Origin of the sequence: Solicola agrisoli, from assembly GCF_049059935.1 — a bacterium.
GTDB lineage: Bacteria > Actinomycetota > Actinomycetes > Propionibacteriales > Nocardioidaceae > JAURVT01.
The window spans coordinates 1-4,488 of the sequence record NZ_JBMGQR010000134.1 but is presented as its reverse complement, the minus strand read 5'-3'; the positions used below and the strand labels follow the sequence as shown (position 1 = coordinate 4,488).

Genomic DNA, 4,488 nt, shown 5'->3' with positions numbered 1-4,488 from the left:
GCTCGTCGAGGGCAACGTCGGACCGAGCGACGGGCGTGCCGTCGTCCGCACGACACGCACCGACCCGCCCATCACCTACTACTGGATGCCCCGCTACTGAGCGACGATGAGTCGTCTCGTCCATCTCGACGAGCGCGCTGTCCGGTTCGCCCTTAACGTACGGACAGCACCGATCACCGCGCCATCTCCCGGGAGCCCGCATGCACCTCGTCCGAAGACCGGTCCTCGCGATCGTCACCGCCCTCGCCCTCGGACTCGGGGTGCTCGGCTCCGCGCCGGCCGCGCAGGCCGCCACGCCGGGGGAGGCCAGCATCAACGCCTACGCCAAGAGGCTCGGCTCGAAGATCGGCTCGCCCAAGGGCGGGTTCGCCACGGTCGCCCAGTACGGCAAGACGGTCACCTACCGCTCGTACAGCAAGGGCCTGCTGGTGCATAACGGCTCGGCCACCAAGCGCGTGGCCGGCTCCATGCTGTCGTCCTACAACACGTACGGCGGCGTCCGCGGCACGCTCGGCGCACCGGTGATCGCCAAGAACTGCAACGCCAAGGGCAACGCCTGCATCCAGCGCTTCCAGCACGGCAGCATCTACCGCAGCTCGACGGCGAAGAGGCGCGTCTCGGTCTCGCGGGTCTCCGGCGAGCGCTCCGAGCTGATCGCCGTCGCACGCTCGCAGGTGGGCTACAAGGAGCCCGGCTACCGCAAGAACAAGTACGGCAAGTTCGTCAACGGCGGCCGCTACTCCAACCAGGCCTGGTGCAGCTTCCTGATGTCGTGGATCAGCAGCGTGAGCGGCAACGGCGCCGCGATCCCCAAGCGCAAGACGTTCGACAGCTTCGTCGCGGCGGTCAGGAAGCGCGGCAACACCACCGACCAGCCTGCCGTCGGCCGCCTGGCGTTCTACGACTACTTCCGCGACGGGCACCCCTCGCACGTCGGCCTGATCATCCAGGTCCGCAAGGACACGGTCGTGACCATCGAGGGCAACATCGACGCCCGCGGCGCCTCGGGTCGTCCGCGCGGCGTCCACAAGGTCGTCCGGCCCAAGAGCAAGATCGTGTTCTACGCCACGCCTGATCTCTGAGGGGGCCGCGCCGCGAGCGGCGGGGACACGTCTCGGTAACGTAGCGACGTGCTCCTCGCTGCCTTCCCCGCCGGTCCGCTGCAGGCCAACTGCTACCTCGTCGGTGACGGGGGTGGTGCCTGCGTGGTCGTCGACCCCGGCATGGACGCCGCCGCGGGCGTCGCCGAGATCGTCGCCCAGCAGGGTCTGACGGTCGAGGCCGTGCTCGTCACGCACGGCCACTTCGACCACATGTGGACCGCGCGCGAGGTGGCCGACCTTCACGGCGTGCCGGTCTGGATCCACCCGGCCGACCGGCACCTGCTCGCCGACCCGATGGCGGCGATCTCGGGGGAGTCCGCGGCGATGCTGCGCTCGCAGCTCCAGCTGGACGACCTTCCCGACTTCGCCGAGCCCGCCGAGGTCCGCGACGCCGCGGACGGCGTCGTGATCGAGGCGGCCGGGCTGTCGCTGACGGTCCACCACGTGCCGGGGCACACGCCGGGCACGGTGATGTACGAGACGCCCTACACGGGCACCGAAAACGTGTCGCGCGTGATGTTCACCGGTGATTTCCTCTTCGCAGGGTCCATCGGACGCACCGACCTGGAGGGAGGGGACCACGACGCCATGACCGACAGCCTGCGCACCCGCCTGCTGCCCCTGCCCGACGACGTCGTCGTCCTGCCCGGGCACGGGCCCCAGAGCTCGGTCGGACGCGAGCGCGCGACCAACCCGTTCCTGGTCGACCTCGCATGAGCCGCCCCACCCCGCTCAGCGGCTTCCCCGAGCTGCTGCCCAGCCAGCGCGCGGCCGAGCTCGCCATCATCGACTCGCTCCGCGAGACCTTCGAGCTGCACGGGTTCGCGTCCCTCGAGACGCGCTTCGTCGAGCCGCTCGACCAGCTGCTGCGCAAGGGCGAGACCTCCAACGAGGTCTACGTGCTGCGCCGGCTGCACGCCGAGGACGACGGCGACTCCGGCATGGGTCTGCACTTCGACCTGACGGTGCCGCTGGCACGCTACGTCCTCGAGCACCAGGGCGATCTGCACTTCCCGTTCCGCCGCTACCAGATCCAGCGCTGCTGGCGCGGCGAGCGCCCGCAGGAGGGCCGCTACCGCGAGTTCACGCAGGCTGACATCGACATCATCGGCCGCGACACGCTGTCGTTCGACGCCGACGTCGAGGTCACCGAGGTGATGGCCGAGGCGCTGAGCCGCCTGCCCGTGCCGGCGCTGACGCTGCACGTCAACAACCGCAAGCTGATCGAGGGCTTCTACCGCGGCATCGGCGTCGACGACCCCACGCCGGTCATCCGCGCCGTCGACAAGCTCGACAAGATCGGCCCCGACGGCGTCGCCGCGCTGCTGGCCGAGGCGGGGCTCGACGAGACCCAGACCCGTCAGACGCTCGCGCTCGCGCAGATCCGCTCCACCGACACGTCCTTCGCCGACGAGGTGCGCGCGCTCGGCGTCGAGCACCCGCTGCTCGACGAGGGCCTGCGCGACCTCGTGCGCGCGGTCGAGGCCGGCGCCCGCAGCAGCTCGGACCGGTTCACGCTGCTCGCCGACCTGTCGATCGCCCGCGGCCTGGACTACTACACCGGCACCGTGTTCGAGGGCCGCATGGAGACGCACGGACGGTTGTCGATCTGCGCCGGCGGACGCTACGACGCGCTCGCCGCCGACGGACGGTCCACGTACCCCGGCGTCGGCATCTCGCTCGGCGTGACGCGCCTGGTCGCCCCGCTCGTCGCCCGTGGGCTGCTCGACGCCGACCGCTCGGTGCCGTCCGCGGTCCTCGTCGCCGTCCTCGACGAGGACGCCCGCGCCGGTGCCCGCGACGTCGCCCGCGCCCTGCGCGGCCGCGGCATCCCCACCGAGGTGGCGCCCGACGCGTCCCGGCTCGGCAAGCAGATCCGCCACGCCGACCGCCGCGGGATCCCCTACGTCTGGTTCCCGTCCGACGACGGCCACCAGGTCAAGGACATCCGCTCGGGCGACCAGGTCGACGCCGACCCGGCCACCTGGACGCCGCCCGCCGTCGACCTGCGTCCCCGCATCGTCGACCCCAGCCAGCCCGCCCCCACCACCGAGGAGACCTCCCGATGATCCGCACGCACGACGCCGGAAGCCTGCGCGCGAGCGACGCCGGCACCCAGGTCACGCTCGCCGGCTGGGTCGCGCGACGCCGCGACCACGGTGGCGTGGCGTTCATCGACGTCCGCGACTCCACCGGCACCGCCCAGGTGGTCATCCGCGAGGAGGAGGTCGCCCGCCCGCTGCGCAACGAGTTCTGCGTCGCGGTCACCGGAGAGGTGTCGGTCCGTCCCGAGGGCAACGCCAACCCCAACCTCCCGTCGGGCGAGATCGAGGTCGTCGCGACGACCGTCGAGGTGCTCAACGAGGCCGCGCCCCTGCCGTTCCCGGTCGAGGAGTACCACGACAGCCCGGTCAACGAGGAGACGCGGCTGCGGTACCGCTACCTCGACCTGCGCCGCGCGCCGATGGCCCGCAACCTGCGCCTGCGCAGCGAGGTCAACAAGGCGGCCCGCGACGTGCTGCACGGCCACCGGTTCACCGAGGTCGAGACGCCGACGCTCACCCGCTCCACGCCCGAGGGCGCCCGCGACTTCCTGGTGCCCGCGCGCCTGCAGCCCGGCAGCTGGTACGCCCTGCCGCAGAGCCCTCAGCTGTTCAAGCAGCTGATGATGGTCGCCGGCGCCGAGCGCTACTTCCAGATCGCACGCTGCTACCGCGACGAGGACTTCCGAGCCGACCGTCAGCCCGAGTTCACCCAGCTCGACGTCGAGATGAGCTTCGTCGACCAGGACGACGTCATCGCGCTCGCCGAGGAGGTCCTGCAGGCCGTCTGGGCGACGATCGACGTCGAGATCCCGACCCCGATCGAGCGGATGACGTACGCCGAGGCCATGCGCCGGTTCGGCAGCGACAAGCCCGACCTGCGCATGGGTCTGGAGCTCGTCGAGTGCACCGAGTTCTTCGCCGACACCCCGTTCCGCGTCTTCCAGGCGCCCTACGTGGGCGCCGTCGTGATGCCCGGGGGAGCCTCGCAGCCGCGTCGTCAGCTCGACGCCTGGCAGGAGTGGGCCAAGCAGCGCGGCGCCAAGGGCCTGGCCTACGTCCTGGTGGGCGAGGACGGCGAGCTGGGCGGCCCCGTGGCCAAGAACCTGTCGGACGCCGAGCGGGCCGGCCTGGCCGCGCACGTCGGCGCCTCGCCCGGTGACTGCGTGTTCTTCGGCGCGGGGGCAGCCAAGTCGTCCCGCGCCCTGCTCGGCGCCGCACGCCTGGAGATCGGCCGCCGCGGCGGGCTGCTCGACGAGGACGCCTGGCGGTTCGTGTGGGTCGTCGACGCCCCGCTGTTCGAGCCCACCGACGACGCCACCGCGTCGGGCGACGTCGCCGTC

General features: G+C 71.8%; 4 protein-coding genes. All 4 read left to right on the top strand.

Annotation, left to right across the window (positions count from 1 at the left end; all coding sequences use genetic code 11):
* Positions 1 to 200: 200 nt before the first annotated feature.
* Positions 201 to 1,082 carry a hypothetical protein gene (locus tag ACI6PP_RS22925; RefSeq protein ID WP_421114061.1) on the top strand — a complete coding sequence of 294 codons (882 nt, stop codon included), beginning with the start codon at positions 201 to 203 and terminating at the stop codon, positions 1,080 to 1,082.
* Positions 1,083 to 1,130: 48 nt separating this feature from the next.
* Complete coding sequence (locus ACI6PP_RS22920; protein ID WP_421114060.1) at positions 1,131 to 1,820, top strand: MBL fold metallo-hydrolase; 690 nt, start codon at positions 1,131 to 1,133, stop codon at positions 1,818 to 1,820.
* Complete coding sequence (hisS, locus tag ACI6PP_RS22915) at positions 1,817 to 3,172, top strand: histidine--tRNA ligase (RefSeq protein ID WP_421114058.1); 1,356 nt, start codon at positions 1,817 to 1,819, stop codon at positions 3,170 to 3,172. The genes ACI6PP_RS22920 and hisS overlap by 4 nt, the downstream gene beginning before the upstream one ends.
* On the top strand, positions 3,169 to 4,488 hold a 1,320-nt coding region (gene aspS, locus ACI6PP_RS22910), incomplete at its 3' end, for an aspartate--tRNA ligase (RefSeq protein WP_421114056.1). The genes hisS and aspS, both read left to right, overlap by 4 nt.

Coding starts and splice junctions, on each gene's coding strand:
- ACI6PP_RS22925 (WP_421114061.1), top strand. CDS start 201: ATGCACCTCGTCCGAAGACCGGTCCTCGCGATCGTCACCGCCCTCGCC.
- hisS (WP_421114058.1), top strand. CDS start 1,817: ATGAGCCGCCCCACCCCGCTCAGCGGCTTCCCCGAGCTGCTGCCCAGC.